Source organism: Tardiphaga sp. 285_C5_N1_2 (assembly GCF_052076065.1).
GTDB lineage: Bacteria > Pseudomonadota > Alphaproteobacteria > Rhizobiales > Xanthobacteraceae > Tardiphaga > Tardiphaga robiniae.
Genome location: NZ_CP197241.1, coordinates 6,048,312 through 6,064,154, shown reverse-complemented (window position 1 = coordinate 6,064,154; position 15,843 = coordinate 6,048,312). Strand labels below are relative to the sequence as shown.

At 60.8% G+C, this 15,843-nt stretch carries 16 protein-coding genes; 11 read left to right on the top strand and 5 right to left on the bottom strand.

Annotated features, from left to right (window positions below; all coding sequences use genetic code 11):
* Window positions 1-21: 21 nt before the first annotated feature.
* Window positions 22-378 (bottom strand): hypothetical protein, encoded by a 357-nt coding sequence (locus AB7951_RS28750; RefSeq protein WP_089263347.1) that lies wholly within the window; start codon window positions 376-378, stop codon window positions 22-24.
* Between the two features lie 277 nt (window positions 379-655).
* Between AB7951_RS28750 and AB7951_RS28745 the strand changes: the two genes are divergently transcribed.
* On the top strand, window positions 656-868 hold the full coding sequence (locus AB7951_RS28745) for a hypothetical protein (RefSeq protein ID WP_089263345.1): 213 nt from the start codon (window positions 656-658) through the stop codon (window positions 866-868).
* A gap of 113 nt (window positions 869-981) precedes the next feature.
* Here the strand turns inward: AB7951_RS28745 and AB7951_RS28740 are convergent, their stop codons facing one another.
* Both AB7951_RS28740 and AB7951_RS28735 read right to left on the bottom strand, forming a co-directional pair.
* On the bottom strand, window positions 982-2,472 hold the full coding sequence (locus AB7951_RS28740) for a succinate-semialdehyde dehydrogenase (protein WP_441256102.1): 1,491 nt from the start codon (window positions 2,470-2,472) through the stop codon (window positions 982-984).
* 154 nt (window positions 2,473-2,626) lie between these two features.
* A complete protein-coding gene (locus AB7951_RS28735) occupies window positions 2,627-2,956 on the bottom strand; it encodes a hypothetical protein (RefSeq protein ID WP_120287595.1) in 330 nt (109 codons plus the stop codon).
* A 274-nt stretch (window positions 2,957-3,230) separates the two neighbouring features.
* Between AB7951_RS28735 and AB7951_RS28730 the strand changes: the two genes are divergently transcribed.
* On the top strand, window positions 3,231-4,415 hold the full coding sequence (locus tag AB7951_RS28730; RefSeq protein WP_120287596.1) for a serine hydrolase domain-containing protein: 1,185 nt from the start codon (window positions 3,231-3,233) through the stop codon (window positions 4,413-4,415).
* A 162-nt stretch (window positions 4,416-4,577) separates the two neighbouring features.
* Here AB7951_RS28730 and AB7951_RS28725 read toward each other — a convergent pair whose 3' ends face one another.
* Window positions 4,578-5,579 carry an adenosine kinase gene (locus AB7951_RS28725; protein ID WP_120287597.1) on the bottom strand — a complete coding sequence of 334 codons (1,002 nt, stop codon included), beginning with the start codon at window positions 5,577-5,579 and terminating at the stop codon, window positions 4,578-4,580.
* Between the two features lie 160 nt (window positions 5,580-5,739).
* On the opposite strand from AB7951_RS28725, the gene murJ reads away from it, so the two are divergent.
* From murJ to AB7951_RS28705, 4 genes are all read left to right on the top strand, one after another.
* A complete protein-coding gene (gene murJ, locus AB7951_RS28720; RefSeq protein WP_120287598.1) occupies window positions 5,740-7,293 on the top strand; it encodes a murein biosynthesis integral membrane protein MurJ in 1,554 nt (517 codons plus the stop codon).
* Window positions 7,294-7,381: 88 nt separating this feature from the next.
* Window positions 7,382-8,434 (top strand): tryptophan--tRNA ligase, encoded by a 1,053-nt coding sequence (gene trpS, locus AB7951_RS28715; protein ID WP_120287599.1) that lies wholly within the window; start codon window positions 7,382-7,384, stop codon window positions 8,432-8,434.
* Between the two features lie 156 nt (window positions 8,435-8,590).
* A complete protein-coding gene (locus AB7951_RS28710) occupies window positions 8,591-9,085 on the top strand; it encodes a universal stress protein (RefSeq protein ID WP_089263331.1) in 495 nt (164 codons plus the stop codon).
* A gap of 136 nt (window positions 9,086-9,221) precedes the next feature.
* Window positions 9,222-9,791 carry a NifU family protein gene (locus AB7951_RS28705; RefSeq protein ID WP_120287600.1) on the top strand — a complete coding sequence of 190 codons (570 nt, stop codon included), beginning with the start codon at window positions 9,222-9,224 and terminating at the stop codon, window positions 9,789-9,791.
* A gap of 74 nt (window positions 9,792-9,865) precedes the next feature.
* Here AB7951_RS28705 and AB7951_RS28700 read toward each other — a convergent pair whose 3' ends face one another.
* Entirely contained in the window at window positions 9,866-11,545 is a 1,680-nt protein-coding gene (locus AB7951_RS28700) for a PAS domain-containing methyl-accepting chemotaxis protein (protein WP_120288075.1), read from the bottom strand.
* Window positions 11,546-11,925: 380 nt separating this feature from the next.
* Here AB7951_RS28700 and tsaB point away from each other — a divergent pair, with 380 nt between their 5' ends.
* From tsaB to miaB, 5 genes are all read left to right on the top strand, one after another.
* Window positions 11,926-12,621 (top strand): tRNA (adenosine(37)-N6)-threonylcarbamoyltransferase complex dimerization subunit type 1 TsaB, encoded by a 696-nt coding sequence (tsaB, locus tag AB7951_RS28695; RefSeq protein WP_093757730.1) that lies wholly within the window; start codon window positions 11,926-11,928, stop codon window positions 12,619-12,621.
* Entirely contained in the window at window positions 12,621-13,106 is a 486-nt protein-coding gene (gene rimI, locus AB7951_RS28690; protein ID WP_120287601.1) for a ribosomal protein S18-alanine N-acetyltransferase, read from the top strand. Before tsaB ends, rimI begins: the two co-directional genes overlap by 1 nt.
* Before the next feature lie 42 nt (window positions 13,107-13,148).
* Window positions 13,149-13,601 (top strand): Fur family transcriptional regulator, encoded by a 453-nt coding sequence (locus AB7951_RS28685; protein WP_068730031.1) that lies wholly within the window; start codon window positions 13,149-13,151, stop codon window positions 13,599-13,601.
* A 13-nt stretch (window positions 13,602-13,614) separates the two neighbouring features.
* Window positions 13,615-14,319 (top strand): HAD family hydrolase, encoded by a 705-nt coding sequence (locus tag AB7951_RS28680; protein ID WP_120287602.1) that lies wholly within the window; start codon window positions 13,615-13,617, stop codon window positions 14,317-14,319.
* A gap of 104 nt (window positions 14,320-14,423) precedes the next feature.
* Window positions 14,424-15,842: a tRNA (N6-isopentenyl adenosine(37)-C2)-methylthiotransferase MiaB gene (gene miaB / locus AB7951_RS28675; RefSeq protein WP_120287603.1), complete on the top strand. Its 1,419-nt coding sequence runs from the start codon at window positions 14,424-14,426 to the stop codon at window positions 15,840-15,842.
* The last annotated feature ends 1 nt before the right edge of the window (window position 15,843 follow it).

Here is a 15,843-nt window from a genome sequence, read left to right as displayed (position 1 = left end):
AACGATGACCGACCGCGTCCGCTACTCTCCACGAAAGGCAAGGATCAGCTGTATCAATCGGACAGACAGAATGACGTAACAGAGCGACATGATGATCTGAAGCGCCACGTGCCATTCCAACTTTGCGAGCTTGTAGAGGCCATCGAGGAAATTCAGCAGCAACAAAACAATTCCGAACAGCATGACACCGCGACCGACAAGACCGTGGCGCAAATATCCAAACAGGACGATCAGGGGCTCATTGCTCGACACATGCGCCCCGGCCGAGATGATCAAAGTGCCGATCACCATCTTTTCGACGTGACTGAATATTTCCTTTGAAGCGGGCTCGATATGTCGACCGTGAAAAGTAAGCCACCTGGTTCTGAAATCCGACATGCTTTCTCCTGTTGAGATCAACACCGGGCGAAATCATCACATCGCATGTTTCTGGTCGGCAAGGATTTGTATTTACGAGATTGAATAAAAGTTCTGTCGGATCGAGACGCAAGGCGGCGTCGCAAGATTTCTCATTGGCCACTCAGCCTTTGCGTCTCCTGCGAACTACTCTTTGCGCGTGAAGCCACTTCTCATTTGATCGTTCTTAATTCCGCCTACTGAAGCCCACGAACCTTTCTTCGTTTGTTTTGCCAACCAACACAGCCGGGAGATCACCATGCGTACTTTCTTGATGATGGTTGCAGCCGTTCTCGCATTCGGCACGACGATGACGTTTGAAGCCACCGACGCCAACGCCGTCGTCTGCGCACGCGGCGTTTACCGTGCCGGCTGCGCCGGCTATCGTGGCGCCGCGGTGGTGCGCCGCCCGGTGGCGGTCGCGTGCCGCACCGTCTGGGTCAATGGCGTGCGCGTCCGTCGCTGCTACTGAGCGACGTTGGCTCGGCCAGCCCAAATGCAAATGCCCGGCACATCTAGCGAAGCTTGCTTCGCGCTGGCCGGGCATGACGCATAATGAATTTTAATTGGGTCGGAGGTGACGCCTCAGATCCCCGACATCATGATGTATTTGATCTCGACATATTCTTCCATGCCGTGATGCGAGCCTTCGCGGCCCAAACCCGACTCCTTCACACCACCGAACGGAGCGACTTCGGTGGTGATGAGGCCGGTATTGACGCCGACCATGCCGGACTCCAGCGCTTCCGCAACACGCCAGACACGGCCGAGATCACGCGAATAGAAGTACGATGCCAGACCGAACGGCGAGTCGTTGCACATGGCGATGACGTCGGCTTCGTCCTTGAAACGGAACACCGGCGCCAGCGGGCCGAAGGTTTCTTCCTGCGAGACCAGCGCATCCGACTTCACATTGGCGAGCACCGTCGGCTCGAAGAACGTACCGCCGAGCGCATGGCGCTTGCCGCCCGTGACGATCTTGGCGCCGCCCTTTACCGCATCGGCGATGTGACGCTCGACTTTCTCGATCGCCTTTTCGTTGATCAGCGGGCCTTGGGTGATGCCTTGCTCGGTGCCGTCGCCGACCTTCATGGCCGCAACCTTCTTCGCCAGCTTCTCGACGAACTGATCGTAGATGGCGTCCTGAGCGTAGAGGCGATTGGCGCAGACACAGGTCTGGCCCATGTTGCGATACTTCGACACGATCGCGCCCTCGACGGCGGCGTCGATGTCGGCATCGTCGAACACCACGAAGGGCGCATTGCCGCCGAGTTCAAGGCCGAGCTTCTTCACACCGACCGAAGCCTGTCTGTAGAGGATCTTGCCGACATTGGTGGAGCCGGTGAAGCCGACGAAGCGCACCGCAGGATGTTCGCAGAGCACGAGGCCGATCGCCGACGCGTCGCCGGTGATGATGTTCAGCACACCCTTCGGCACGCCGGCGCGCTCGGCGAGTTCAGCCAGCGCGAGCGCCGACAGCGGCGTCTCGTTGGCAGGCTTGATCACCACGGTGCAGCCGGCGGCCAGCGCCGGTGACACTTTGCGGGTGATCATCGAGTTCGGGAAATTCCACGGCGTGATGGCGCCGCAGACGCCGATCGGCTGCTTGATGGCGAGGAGCCGGGCATCGGCACGCTGGGTCGGGATGGTCTCGCCATAGACGCGGCGGGCTTCCTCGGCGAAGAATTCGATATAGGCGGCGCCGATATCGACCTCGCCCAGCGCTTCGGCCAGCGGCTTGCCCTGCTCGGTGGTCAGGATCAGCGCGAGATCCTCGCGGTTGGCGATGATCAGCTCGAACCACTTGCGAAGGATATTGGAGCGCTGCTTGGCGGTGAACTTGGCCCAGGCCGGAAACGCCTTTTCGGCGGCCTCGACAGCCTGCGTCGTTTCCTTGGCGCCCATATTGGGCACCTTGGCAATTTCAATCTCATTGACCGGATTGGTCACCGAGGTCTCGCCGGTGCCGACCCAGGCGCCGTCGATGTAGCACTTGTCGCGCAGCAGCGAGGGGTCCTTGAGGCGGTCGCGCAGCGAAGGGGCGGTGGACTGGCGTGCGGCTGAGGTCGGTGACATGGGCGGTTCTCCTGCGGAAAGTGTCGCGAACGTATAGCCGCGGACTTGTAGAGGAGTATAGGCCCGAAAGCGTCCCTTGGCGGCGAATGGCAGCTATCGGCCGCAGGGGTATTTAACGCCCGAATTCAATAGTCGCAGAACGCCGCAAGCCCGATCAGGCCGCGCCGCGCATATAGGTCTCGCGCCGATCGATCATTCGCTCGAAAGCGATGCGGGCGTTGGCACGGTTGGTCGTGGAGAAGGTGCGGTATTCCAGCTCCGGCAGCATCGCTGCGTCGCTGCGACCGAACCAGGAAATAAACGATTTGGGCGGGGCCGAAATCTTCGCCAGCGCCTGCGCCAGATTTTCAGCCGCATCGAAAGCGAACAGGGCGCCGGTCTGCGCCACGCGAACTTCGAAAATTCCTGGACCGATCGGGGCCTCGATGCTCTCGCCACGGGAAGCGCGGGGATAATGTTTCCAGTCGGTCCAGTTCGCGATCATCGTCTGTCTCCGCAGCTGACACGCTGCATCAGGTACTCATGGTCTTACGGATTAGTGTCGGAAGGCGCTTTGACGTTCACGTCATTTTTTGAACGCAGCTGCGCCAATTTCGTTCCAAGGCGCGATCGAACTCGCTCCCATGCCCGATATGGTTCCCCTCAGATGTTAAAACCAGCGCAAATGTAATCACATCCGCGAGACCGACGACCTCGCGCCCAAGTTGAATGTCCACGCCGGAAATCGGTAAGGTCAAAGAAAATCGGAGAGGAAACGGATGTCAGTTCAAGTCGAGATTGACCGGATTCTGCAGCAAGCCAGCGAAACAGGTGCGATTCCCGGTGCCGTGGCGATGGCTGCGACGCGGAACGAGATCATTTACCAAGGGGCGTTCGGCAAGCGCGACGCATCCAAGGATACCACCATCACACCGGACAGCGTGTTCTGGATCGCCTCCATGACCAAGGCGATCACGGCAGCTGCAGCGATGCAGCTGGTGGAGCGGGACAAATTGACGCTGGATGCACCGCTGGCGACCGTGCTTCAGGACCTCGCGGAGACGCAGGTGCTGGATGGCTTCGACAGCGAAGGCGCTCCGAAACTACGTCCGCCGCGCCAACCGATCACCTTGCGGCATCTGCTGACCCACACAGCCGGTTTCTGTTACGACATGTGGAACGGCGACATGGTGCGCTATCTTGAGACAACCGGCATTCCGCCGTTTCGCTCCGGACTGAACGCCGCCATGAAGGTGCCGATCATGCGCGATCCCGGGACCCGTTGGGAGTACGGCACCAATATCGACTTCGTCGGCAAGGTCGTCGAGGCCGTCAGCGGCGAACGCCTTGACGCCTATTTCCGAAACCATTTGCTGGCGCCGCTTGGGATGACCGACACCGCCTTCGTGATTGGCGGCGACCAGCGCAAGCGCCTTGTTGCCGTGCACAGCCGCGGCGTCGACGGTGCACTGACCCCGATCCCGTTCGAGATCAAACAGGATCCGGAATTCTTCGCCGGTGGCGGGGGACTCTATGGCACCGCCCCCGACTACATCAAGTTTACGCAAATGATGCTGAATAACGGGACCGGCAACGGCAATCGGATATTAAAGCCAGAGACCGTCGCGCTGATGAGCCAAAACCACATCGGCGAACTCAACATGACGCCGATGGCTTCAGCGGTACCGACCGCCAGTAACAATGTCGACTTCCTTCCGGGCATCGACAAGAAATACGGGCTCAGCTTCATGATCAATACGGCGCAGTCAGCCGAAGGCCGCAGCGCCGGCAGCCTTGCCTGGGCCGGACTCGCCAACACCTATTACTGGATAGATCCAGCGCGAGATATCACCGGCGTCATCATGATGCAGGTGCTGCCGTTTGCGGATTCGACTTGTTTAAAGGTGTTTTCGGATTTCGAACGCGCCGTTTATGCGGAGCTGCATGCGAAGAAGGCGGCGTGAGAGCCGCGATGCGCTGATCTCTCACCACGTCATGGCCGGGCTTGACCCGGCCATCCACGACTTTCCTCTCTTGCCAAGACGTGGATGCCCGGCACATCTAGCGAAGCTCGCTTCGCGCTGGCCGGGCATGACGACAGAGAAGAAAACCCAAGAAATGCAGTCTTAAACCGGCAACCCGTTCTTGCCCGCCAGGTCCTTCAGCGAAACCTGGGGACGCGCGCCGATATGCTGGATGACTTCAGCGGCGGCCATCGCGCCGAGCTTGCCGGCATTCTCATAGCCGGCGTTGCGCACCAGGCCGAACAGGAAGCCCGCCGCGAACAGATCGCCTGCACCGGTGGTATCGACGAGCTTCTCGATCTTGTGTGCAGGCACTGCAACGACGCCATCGCTCGATGTCACGACACAGCCCTTCTCGCTGCGGGTGACGACGCCGAGCTTGGTGTCCTGGCCGAGCTGCTTGAGCGCCGCATCGAAATCCGTGGTTTCGTAAAGCGAGGTCAGTTCGGCCTCGTTCGCGAAGATGAGATCGACGGTGCCGGACCGCATCAGGTCGAGAAACTCGGCACGATAACGACCAACGCAGAACGCGTCCGACAACGTCAATGCGACCTGACGCTTGGCGTCATGGGCGATCTTCGAGGCCTTCACGAAGGCTTCCTTGGCGCTGGCGGGATCCCACAAATAACCTTCGAGATAGACGATCGACGAGGCCGCGACCGCAGCGGCGTCAATATCGTCGGGCGTCAGATCCTGCGCAGCACCGAGATAGGTGTTCATGGTGCGCTCGCCATCGGGTGTCACCAGGATGTAGGAACAGCCGGTGGCCGGACCGCCGGTGGCGGGTTTGGTGTCGAACGCAACGCCGGCCGCACGGATGTCGTGGGTATAGAGCGTGCCGATCTGATCATCCTTGACCTTGCCGACATAGGCCGCGCGGGCGCCGAGGCTGGCGAGGCCGACGATGGTATTGGCGGCCGAACCGCCGGACATTTCGGTGGCAGGGCCCATCGCCTTGTAGATCGCGGTGGCGCGGGCTTCGTCGATCAGCGCCATACCGCCCTTGGTCATCTCATGCGCGGCGAGGAACTTGTCGTCGGCCTGCACCAGCACATCGAAAATCGCGTTGCCGATTCCGAGCACGTCATATTTTGCTGAGGTCATTAAGAATATCCCGTTGCGGCAATTGCGATGAGGCTGAAAATCCGTTTCAACTCGTCTCGCGGTCGCCCAAGTTGAGCCGTCGGTAAAGGCCGGTTTGATGGCTGCAGCGACTATCACGTTCTGCCCCGCGCCAGCAAGGACAGCCCCTTACGATGGTTCTATGATCCGTTCCATCCTGACCGTTTCCACGGGCACTTTGGCGTCGCGATTGCTGGGCTTTGCCCGCGACGCAATGGTGGCTGCGCTGCTCGGTGCAGGCCCGATCGCGGATGCTTTTCTGGTCGCGTTTCAGCTGGTCAACGTGATCCGGCGGTTGCTCACCGAGGGCGCGCTGAATGCGGCGCTGATTCCGGCCTGGCTGCGCATCCAGACGACGCAGGGCGCGATCGCAGCCACAGCTTTTGCGGGTCGTGTGCTCGGCACCATTAGCGTTGCGCTGATCGTCGCGACGATCCTGATCGGTTTTGCGATGCCGCTCGTGATCGCACTGCTTGCCCCGGGTTTCGTCGGCCAGCCAACGCTGCAGCTCGCCGTCGACAATGCGCGATTGATGCTGCCCTATCTGGCCTTCGCCGGCCCCGTCACGGTCATGATGGGACTGCTGAACGCGCAACAACGCTTCGCGGTGACCGCATTTTCGCCGCTGCTCTTCAACATCGCCCTGATCGCCGTCATGGCCCTACTGCTAGTGTGGCGGCAAGAGCCAGACACTGCCGCTATGGCCATGGCGGCCACTGTGGGCATTGCCGGGCTGCTACAATTGCTGATGCTGATCTTGCGGAAATCTGGCGGCAATCTTGCGGCGCCTTTGCGGCTGTCGTTCGATGGCGAGATGCGCGGCTTCTTCCGCAAGGCGTTGCCTGGCATGGTCGCCAATTCCGGGCCGCAGCTTCTCATCGTCACCGGCGCAATCATCGCATCGACGACTCCGGCTGCCGTATCGTGGCTGTATTTCGCGAACCGCCTGATTGAACTGCCGCTCGGCATCGTCGGCACGGCCATGGGCACTGTGCTGGTCCCCGCATTGACGCGCGCCGTGCGATCAGACGATCAAGCCGCCATCGCGCAGGCGGAATCGCGCGGGTTTGAACTCGCGATCGGTCTCGCATTGCCGGCTACGCTCGGACTGATGATATTGAGCCATCTCATCGTGCAGTGTCTGTTCCAACACGGCGCGTTCGGCGAGAGCGACACGATCTCGACTGCAAGCGCGCTGATATGGCTGGCTTTGGGCCTGCCCGCTCAGGTGCTCGTGAAAGCCTTGTCGCCGGCCTTCTTCGCACGCGAGGACACGACGACGCCGCTGCTGGCGACGCTCGTCGGTTTGGTAATCGCAATCATCTTCGCACTGGTTTTGAATAGGCCATTCGGTACGAGCGGCATCGCGGCGGCGATCGCTCTGGCTGCGTGGGGCAGCGCGATCTTTTTGATCGTCCGGAGCGCAGCAGCTTTCGGCTTCTCGCCCGACCATGATGCAAGACGCCGACTGCCGATCATTGTCCTGTCGTCGCTGACCATGGGCGGCCTGCTATGGCTCGCCGCGCATATTGCCTTGCCCTGGACGGCGCAGGCCCACGGCCTGGTACGAGCGAGCTTGCTCGGCCTCCTGATCGTTGGCGGGCTGGCAATCTACGCAGCACTGCTCACCCTCTCCGGCGCCGTGCGCTGGGCCGAAGTCCGCGGCGCCCTCAAGCGATCACCGGCGGCCGGCTAGGGCAGATTGGCAATGGACGCCGCCCGGCGCCTATGGCAAGTCACGCCCCTTGGCCCGCATTCCACCACGGGCACACAGGAACTTGGTTATGGCTTTTACCCAACGGGTCTTTTCGGGCGTCCAGCCGACGGGCAATCTGCACCTCGGCAACTATCTTGGCGCGATCGTGAATTTCGTCAAACTGCAGGAGACGCATAACTGCATCTACTGCGTGGTCGACATGCACGCCGTGACCGTTCCGATATCAGTCTGGGGTGGCCCCGATGAGCTGCGCCGCAACACCCGTGAAGTGACCGCGGCCTTCATCGCGTCGGGCATCGACCCGAAGAAGCAGATCATCTTCAACCAGAGCCAGGTCTCCGGTCACGCCGAACTAGCCTGGATCTTCAATTGCGTCGCCCGCCTTGGCTGGTTGAACCGCATGACGCAGTTCAAGGAGAAGGCCGGCAAGGACCGCGAAAACGCGTCCGTGGGTCTCTACGACTATCCGGTGCTGATGGCCGCGGACATTCTGCTGTATCGCGCCACGCACGTTCCGGTCGGCGAGGACCAGAAGCAGCATCTCGAACTGTGCCGCGACATCTCGCAGAAGTTCAACAACGACTTCTCCGAGTCCATCGCAGCGCAGGGCCATGACGGCCCTTACTTCCCGATGCCGGAGCCTGTCATCACCGGTCCGGCGACGCGGGTGATGAGCCTGCGCGACGGCACCAAGAAGATGTCGAAGTCGGACGCGTCGGACAATTCGCGCATCAACCTCACGGACGATGCGGACACCATCGCGCAGAAAATCCGCAAGGCGAAGACCGATCCGGAACCATTGCCGTCAGAAGAGAAGGGCCTCGAGCCGCGTCCGGAAGCCGACAATCTCGTCGGCATCTATGCGGCGCTGTCCAACCGGTCGAAGGCTGACATTCTCACAGAATTCGGCGGCGCGCAGTTTTCGGGCTTCAAATCGAGCCTGGTCGATCTTGCTGTCGAAAAACTGTCACCTATCGCCGGCGAGATGAAGCGGCTGACGACATCCGATCTGACCTATGTTGACCAGGTTCTGGCCGACGGCGGCGAACGCGCGGGCTTCATTGCCGCCGAAACCATCAAGTCCGTGAAGGACATCATCGGCTTCGTCCACAAGCGGTAATTTCGCTATCGCATTCCTTGTCTCCGCCACAATCGACGCGACGCAAGCCATCCTTGCGTCGCGCTTGTCGAACGCCGCTGCGCCGTGGCAGCATGACGCGATTGCCAAGCCGCTCACATTCTGGCGCATCATATGCGCCACAGCATCGGGACATGCATGAGCACCCAGCGACGTAGTTATGAAAGCGGCCACAAGCCAAAATGCCTCGTGGTCGTCGATGACAGCGAGGAATGGGACCGCGCAGTGTATTACGCCAGTCGCTGGGCCATTCGTGTCGGTGGCGGCGTGGTAATGCTGCGCATCATCGACACCGAAGATCGCAACCAGCAATGGCTGGGCGTTGCCGATGTCATGAAAGCGGAAGCCGAAGAAGGCGCCAATGCCGCGCTGGACCGCGCCTCCGGTCGCGCCAATGGCATCGCCGCGATCACGCCGGAGCGGGTGATCCGCGAGGGCGACCCCACCGAGCAGATCCTCGACGTGATCGACAAGGACGTCGACATTTCGATGCTGGTCCTGGCCGCCTCGGCGGGTGCAGAGGGTCCCGGGCCGATCGTCACCATGATGGCCAAGCTGGTCGGCTCGTTCCCGGTGCCGGTCGTCATCGTGTCGGGCGCCCTGAGCGACCTCGACATCGACGCGCTGTCGTAAGCAACCTTCCGAACCGCTAAGGGGCTGCGAAATAGGCCGAATTCGGCGATTTTATGCCTTGATCGTGCGTTTTTCGTCGCCATCTGCTAGGAGATACTCACGCGCCGGCCTTGAACCGGCGACGCAGGAGAGACCGATGTTCATCCAGACCGAAGCTACCCCCAATCCCGCCACGCTCAAGTTCATTCCCGGCCGCGACGTGCTTGACAGCGGCACCATGGAATTCACTTCGCCGGAAGCGGCCACGCGTTCGCCGCTGGCCGAAAAACTGTTCGCCGTGAAGGGCGTCACGTCAGTGTTCTACGGTTCCGACTTTGTCACCGTGACCAAGGACGACAGCGACTGGCAGCACCTCAAGCCGGCAATCCTTGGCGCCATCATGGAGCACTACATGTCCGGCGCGCCGCTGATGGCCGACGGTAGCGTGAAGGGCGACGTGATCTCCGACGACGAGGCAGAATTCTTCAATGAGGAAGACGCCGAGACAGTCGATACGATCAAGGACCTGATCGAGACCCGCGTGCGCCCGGCTGTTGCCAATGACGGCGGCGACATTACTTTCCGTGGCTTCAAGGACGGCATCGTCTATCTGAACATGAAGGGCTCATGCGCCGGCTGCCCGTCATCGACAGCGACCCTGCAGCACGGCATCCAGAACCTGCTGAAGCACTTCGTGCCGGACGTTGTCGAAGTCCGCCCGATGTAAGTTCGGTCGCACCGCGACACCTCAAAATGCCCGGGACAATCCCGGGCATTTTCGTTTCTGGAACTTGCCTTCGCTTAGCGACCGATGCTTGCGGCTTCTTCTGCGGCGCGCTGCATGCTCGATGACATCTCGTTCGTCACCGTGCTCTGCTCCTCAACCGCAGCCGCCGTTGCGGTGACATATTCGCTGACGTTCTGGATTTCCTGCTTGATCGCGTTCAGCGCATCGACCACATCGCTCGAAATGCCATTGAGGCTGCCGATCTCGCTGGCGATCTTATCGGTCGCCTGCTTGGCCTGGTTGGCCAGATTTTTCACCTCCGATGCAACGACCGCAAAGCCACGACCGGCCTCACCGGCACGCGCCGATTCGATGGTGGCGTTCAGCGCCAACAGATTGATTTGTCCGGTGATGTTGCCGATCAGCTCGACGATCCCGCTCATCGCCTGCGCTGCCGTGCTGAGACGCTGCGCTTGATCGTCCGCCAACTCGACCTTGCCCACGGCAGACATCGCCGTGGTCTTTGATTTCATCATCGCTTCAGAGATTTCGCGCACCGACGCGTTCAGTTCCTCGGCGCCGGCGGCGACCGATTCCATCATCGCGCGCACGCGTTCGCTCTTCATGCGCGCGATCACCTGCGCCGTGGTGTCGGTGGCATACTTCACGACCTTGTAGGGCTTGCCATTGAGGTCGAGGATCGGATTGTACGAAGCCTGTATCCAGACTTGTTTGCCGCCCTTACCGATCCGCTGGTACTCCGCCGCCTGGTAGTTACCCCGCTTGAGCGCCGCCCAGAATTCGCGATAGTCGGCACCGTCGCGCTCACTCGGCACAACGAACATGCTGTGGTGCTTGCCCTGTATTTCCGAGAGCGCGTAACCGAGCACGCCCAGAAAATTCTCATTGGCGCTGAGAACGATGCCATCCATGCTAAATTCGATCACGGCCTGCGACTTGCCGATGGCCTCGATCTGACCTGAGAAATTCGCCGTGCGCAGCTTCTGTTCGGTAACGTCTGACGCGAACTTGACTACCTTGATTGGCCGGCCTGTCTCATCAAGGATTGGATTGTAGGTGGCGAGAATCCAGACCTCTTTGCCGTTCTTGCCGATCCGCTTGTATTCGGCGGCCTGATATTCACCACGATTGAGGCTGGCCCAGAATTCGCGATAGGCCGCGCCGTCGCGAGTTGCAGAATCGACAAACATGCTGTGATGTTTGCCTTCGATTTCCGCGAGATTGTAACCCATGACATTCAAGAACAAGTCATTGGCCGTGACAATCGTCCCATCGAGCTTGAACTCGATGACAGCCTGCGAACGACCGATGGCTGCGATCTTGCCGGCATCGTCCATACTGCGGATTTTCACTGCAGTTGTATCCATGGCAAACTTGACGATTTTCAGGGGCTTGCCATCATTCCCAAGGATCGGGTTGTAGGAACCTTGGATCCAGACTTCCTTGCCACCTTTGCCGAGACGCTTGAACTCGCCGGCCTGGTACTCGCCGCGATTGAGGTTGTTCCAGAACGTGCGATATTCCGCGCTGCTCTTCATCTCCGGCGTCACGAACATGCTGTGGTTCTTGCCGACGATTTCTTCCAGCGTATATCCAAGGGCGGACAGGAAGTTTTGATTGGCTCCAAGGATCGTGCCGTCAGCGCTGAACTCGATCACCGCTTGCGATTTTTTGATCGCTGCCGCCAGGGCCAGCCCCTCGCGCGCGCCTGAACTGCTCAACCAATGCAGCATCGAATCGCCTCCCATAAATATAATCGTATTCAAAAAATTAGACGAATAATTTCAGCCCGCATGAAAGCCACGCGCATCCGCGAAATGTCGCTTCCGAACGGTATGCTTATCTCATCGATCTCCGAAGAATTTATTAAGTGAAGCTTTTAGCCAGAGCGAAACTGAAGCTGTCCACGGGCGCATTTCGCTCACGGGAACTTTCATGATCTCGCTATCGTATCTTGTGAAAATATCTTTATTAGAAAGCGAGTAGTGGATGCACGCTAAAGCTGCCGCCCCATCTCCGGCAGCAACGCGAATCACAGCACCATTGCGCGTGGAGCGATATTCTGCGAGTGGCAGGCGCAAACCCTCGCAAGCCGTGGTAGCGTCACCCCATCATGCTGATCCTTGCCATTGATACCGCCCTTGACGCCTGCGCCGCAGGCATCCTCGACACCCGCACCAGCAAGCTCATTGCGCATGAGTCCATGCCGATGAAGCGCGGTCACGCCGAAGCGCTGATGCCGCTGCTCGGGCGCGTCATAGCGGATTCCGGCATCGCCTTCGCCGACCTCGACCGTATCGCCGTCACCACCGGCCCCGGCAGCTTTACCGGGCTGCGCGTTGGCCTGTCGGCGGCACGCGGCATCGGCCTCGCGGCCAGCAAGCCCGTGGTCGGCATCACCACACTGACGGCCTATGCGGCACCCGTCGTCAGTGAGAACATGGATGCGCCTGTCATCGCCGCCATCGATGCGCGGCATGACCATGTCTATTTCCAGGTCGTCAGCGGTAACGGCACCTCGCTGGTGCGGCCGGGCGTCATCCCCATCCACGAGGCCCTTGAGGCCGCACAGTTCGGCGCGCCGTATCTGGTCGGAAATGCCGCCGAGATCATTGCCGCACGCTGGCCGTCTGATGCGCCGGCGCCGTTGCGCGTCGACATGCAACCCGCTCCCGAAATCTCATGGGTGGCATGGCTCGGTGCCGCCGTGAATCCGGAGACCGCGCTGGCGCGTCCCTATTATCTGCGCGCACCCGATGCCAAGCCGCAAAGCAGCCTGATGCAGCAGGCCGCACTAGCCGCATCATGATGCCGGCCTGGTGGCTGCGCCTGTTCAGCCGCGGCAATGCTGTGGTCGAGCCCGCGACGTTGCGCGACGCGCGACAACTCGCGCAGTTGCATGCCGCATCCTTCCATCGCGGCTGGGGTGCCGGGGAATTCGAGCAGATGCTGCGCGAACAAAACACCCTCGTGCATCGGCTGAAACTGCGCGGCCGCCTTATCGGCTTCGCCGTCTCACGAATCGCCGCCGACGAAGCCGAGATTCTCTCCATTGCGGTGTCGCCCGGTCATCGCGGCCGCGGCCTGTCGCGCGACCTGTTCCTCACCCATCTCGGTCATCTGGCCGGTCGCGGCGTGCGTACCGTGTTCCTCGAAGTTGAGGAAAACAATCAACCGGCGCGGCGGCTTTATGACAGAACCGGCTTCGCAGTCGCGGGACGCCGGGAACGCTATTACAAGGAAGCGGATGGAGCGGAATTGAATGCGCTGGTGATGCGGCGCGACTTGTCCTGACGCCTGCGGAGTGGCAAAAGAAGCCACGATGGGATCCGGATCATGACTGCACTGAAATCATCTGCGATGAAGTCTGCTGGTATCGAGGCGCGCTGCGCCGCGACCGGCATGCGCATGACGGAACAGCGCCGCGTGATTGCGCGCGTTCTGGCGGAAGCCGACGATCATCCCGATGTCGAGGAACTGTATCGCCGCTGCGTTGCGGTGGATGACAAGATCTCGATCTCGACGGTGTATCGCACTGTGAAGCTGTTCGAAGACGCCGGCATCATCGAGCGTCATGATTTTCGCGAAGGCCGCGCGCGCTACGAGACGATGCGTGACAGCCATCACGATCATCTGATCAACTTGCGTGACGGCACCGTTATCGAATTCACGTCTGAAGAAATCGAGAAATTGCAGGCTGAAGTCGCCGCGAAGCTCGGTTACAAGCTGGTCGATCACCGGCTGGAGCTGTACTGCGTACCGCTCGACGAGGACAAAACCACCAAGTGAGCGAATCAACCAAGTGAGTTCAGTTTCTTCGCGCTTCGATCTCGTCATCTTCGATTGTGACGGCGTGCTCGTCGACAGTGAGTCCCTCGCCTGCGTCGTCCACGCAGATGTTCTGACGCAGTTCGGTTATCCCATCACCGCCGATCAGGTGCATGAGCGTTTCCTCGGCCGGTCCGCGCGCGAGGCGCGCCTGGAAGTCGAGACCGAGCTCGGCCGCGTGCTACCCGATGACTACACCGCGACGCTGAGAGCCACGATCGACGAGGTATTCGGCGCAAAATTGCAGCCGATCCCGCATATCGCAGAGACGCTGGCAATATTGTCACACCCGGTTTGCGTGGCGTCCTCAGGCACACCGACGCGCATTCGAAGCAGCCTCACCACGACCGGGCTGCTCGACCGTTTCGATCCGCATCTGTTTTCCGCTCTGCAGGTCGAGCGCGGCAAGCCGCAGCCCGATCTGTTTCTGTTTGCCGCCGCGCAAATGAATGCCGCACCCAAGCGCTGCGTGGTCATCGAGGACAGCATTCCCGGCGTGACGGCGGGGGTCGCAGCCGGCATGACCGTATTCGGCTATCACGGCGGCGGCCATTGCAGCCCGGCCACCGCGGCAGCCCTGACGGCCGCTGGAGCCCATCTCGTATTCGACGATATGCGGCAGCTCCCTGGCCTGGTGGCCAGGGGCGCACTGGCTGGCGAGCCCGTCGGCCTCGCCTAAGCCATTGCGAGCACTTATATTTTGCAGAAATGCTGGATTTTCCGGGCGTTAGCCTATAATTGAGCGCTGCGCAGCAAGCGCATTTCCAGCCCATTACAGGTTCCATGACCGCGCCGCGTAAGCTGCATATCAAATCCTACGGCTGCCAGATGAACGTCTACGATGCCCAGCGCATGGTGGACACGCTGGCGCCTGAAGGCTTCGTCGAGACGGCCAATGTCGACGACGCGGATCTGGTGATTCTCAACACCTGCCACATCCGCGAGAAGGCGTCCGAGAAGGTCTATTCGGAGCTCGGCAAGCTGCGCGTGGCCAAGGCAGAAGCTGCGCAGGCCGGACGCAAGATGAACGTGGTCGTCGCCGGCTGCGTCGCGCAGGCCGAAGGCAACGAAATCATTCGCCGCGCCCCCGTTGTCGATGTCGTGGTCGGGCCGCAGAGCTATCACAACCTGCCGGCGCTGCTGAAACAGGCGAAAGCCGGTGGCCGCGCGCTCGACACTGAATTTCCCATCGAGGACAAGTTCGGCTTCCTGCCGCCGCCGAAGCCGGCAGCGATTCGTGCCCGCGGCATTTCCTCTTTCGTGACCGTGCAGGAAGGCTGCGACAAGTTCTGCACCTTCTGCGTGGTGCCCTATACCCGTGGCTCCGAAGTCTCGCGCCCCGTGGCGAAAATCATCGACGACGTGCAGCGGCTCGCCGACAACGGCGTGCGCGAGATCACGCTGATCGGCCAGAACGTCAACGGCTATCACGGCGAGGGTCCCGACGGCCGCCCGTGGGCGCTGGGCACACTGCTTTATCGCCTCGCCGAGATTCCCGGCATCGCGCGGCTGCGCTATTCCACCAGCCATCCCCGCGATGTCGAGGACACGCTGATCGCGGCACATCGCGATTTGCCGGAGCTGATGCCCTTCGTGCATCTGCCGGTGCAGTCGGGTTCCGACCGGATTCTGGCGGCCATGAACCGCAAACATACAGCCGAAGATTATCGCCGCGTCATCGACCGTTTTCGCGACGCGCGGCAAGACATTGCTTTTACTTCTGATTTCATCGTGGGCTTCCCGGGCGAGACCGAGGAAGATTTTGCAGCCACGCTCGCGCTCGTCACACAAATCGGATACGCTGGCGCTTATTCGTTCAAGTATTCGCCGCGTCCGGGAACGCCGGCCGCGGATTTGCAGGAGACGGTGTCACAGGCTGACATGGACGAGCGATTGGTGCGGCTTCAGAACCTGATCGACAGCCAGCAATCGGCCTTCAACGCGGCCACGATTGGACGCACTGTGGATGTGCTGTTCGAACGCCCCGCGCGCAATCCCGGCCAGATCGTCGGTCGCACCGCTTACCTGCAGCCGGCCCATGTGATGGCTTCTGACGACATCATTGGCCAGGTGCTTCCGGTCACCATTGAGAGCCTCGAGCGCTACAGCCTGCTCGGCAGCCTCGCATCATCTCCAATTGCTAGTTCTCCAGTACCACCAGTGTTGCAGCCAGTCCGTTCTCACACCGTCACGGGAGCCTGAA

Coding starts and splice junctions, on each gene's coding strand:
- AB7951_RS28750 (WP_089263347.1), bottom strand. CDS start 378: ATGTCGGATTTCAGAACCAGGTGGCTTACTTTTCACGGTCGACATATC.
- AB7951_RS28745 (WP_089263345.1), top strand. CDS start 656: ATGCGTACTTTCTTGATGATGGTTGCAGCCGTTCTCGCATTCGGCACG.
- AB7951_RS28740 (WP_441256102.1), bottom strand. CDS start 2,472: ATGTCACCGACCTCAGCCGCACGCCAGTCCACCGCCCCTTCGCTGCGC.
- AB7951_RS28735 (WP_120287595.1), bottom strand. CDS start 2,956: ATGATCGCGAACTGGACCGACTGGAAACATTATCCCCGCGCTTCCCGT.
- AB7951_RS28730 (WP_120287596.1), top strand. CDS start 3,231: ATGTCAGTTCAAGTCGAGATTGACCGGATTCTGCAGCAAGCCAGCGAA.
- AB7951_RS28725 (WP_120287597.1), bottom strand. CDS start 5,579: ATGACCTCAGCAAAATATGACGTGCTCGGAATCGGCAACGCGATTTTC.
- murJ (WP_120287598.1), top strand. CDS start 5,740: ATGATCCGTTCCATCCTGACCGTTTCCACGGGCACTTTGGCGTCGCGA.
- trpS (WP_120287599.1), top strand. CDS start 7,382: ATGGCTTTTACCCAACGGGTCTTTTCGGGCGTCCAGCCGACGGGCAAT.
- AB7951_RS28710 (WP_089263331.1), top strand. CDS start 8,591: ATGAGCACCCAGCGACGTAGTTATGAAAGCGGCCACAAGCCAAAATGC.
- AB7951_RS28705 (WP_120287600.1), top strand. CDS start 9,222: ATGTTCATCCAGACCGAAGCTACCCCCAATCCCGCCACGCTCAAGTTC.
- AB7951_RS28700 (WP_120288075.1), bottom strand. CDS start 11,545: ATGCTGCATTGGTTGAGCAGTTCAGGCGCGCGCGAGGGGCTGGCCCTG.
- tsaB (WP_093757730.1), top strand. CDS start 11,926: ATGCTGATCCTTGCCATTGATACCGCCCTTGACGCCTGCGCCGCAGGC.
- rimI (WP_120287601.1), top strand. CDS start 12,621: ATGCCGGCCTGGTGGCTGCGCCTGTTCAGCCGCGGCAATGCTGTGGTC.
- AB7951_RS28685 (WP_068730031.1), top strand. CDS start 13,149: ATGACTGCACTGAAATCATCTGCGATGAAGTCTGCTGGTATCGAGGCG.
- miaB (WP_120287603.1), top strand. CDS start 14,424: ATGACCGCGCCGCGTAAGCTGCATATCAAATCCTACGGCTGCCAGATG.